1 protein-coding gene is annotated in these 372 nt (G+C 44.1%); it reads left to right on the top strand.

What is annotated here, in order from left to right; genetic code table 11:
• The coding region (locus LS69_RS10200; RefSeq protein WP_138124755.1) for a hypothetical protein at nt 1-372 on the top strand (372 nt) is incomplete at both ends.

Raw genomic sequence — 372 nt, 5'->3', positions numbered from 1 at the left:
CAATGTTTGATAATACTTTAGAGTTTTTAAGCCTCAATGGGCGGAGTCTCGAAGAGGCTTTTATGATGATGATCCCCGAGCCATGGAGCAAAAACCATAATATGGACGCTAAAAAGCGTGCATTTTACGAGTATCATTCAATGCTAATGGAGCCATGGGACGGACCTGCGTCTATTATTTTTACCGATGGAATCATCATGGGTGCGAGCCTTGACCGCAATGGATTCCGTCCTTCGCGCTATTATTTGACAAAAGATGATTTTTTGATTCTTGCAAGTGAGACAGGTGCGCTTCATATCGATGAGAATAATATCGCTGCAAAGAAACGCTTAGAACCCGGCAAGATGCTCCTTGTCGATACTGCAAGGGGGC

Origin of the sequence: Helicobacter sp. MIT 05-5294 (assembly GCF_000765675.1) — a bacterium.
Classification (GTDB): Bacteria; Campylobacterota; Campylobacteria; order Campylobacterales; family Helicobacteraceae; genus Helicobacter_D.
The sequence above is the reverse complement of the archived record's forward strand: the minus strand, read 5'-3'. Positions and strand labels throughout refer to the sequence as shown.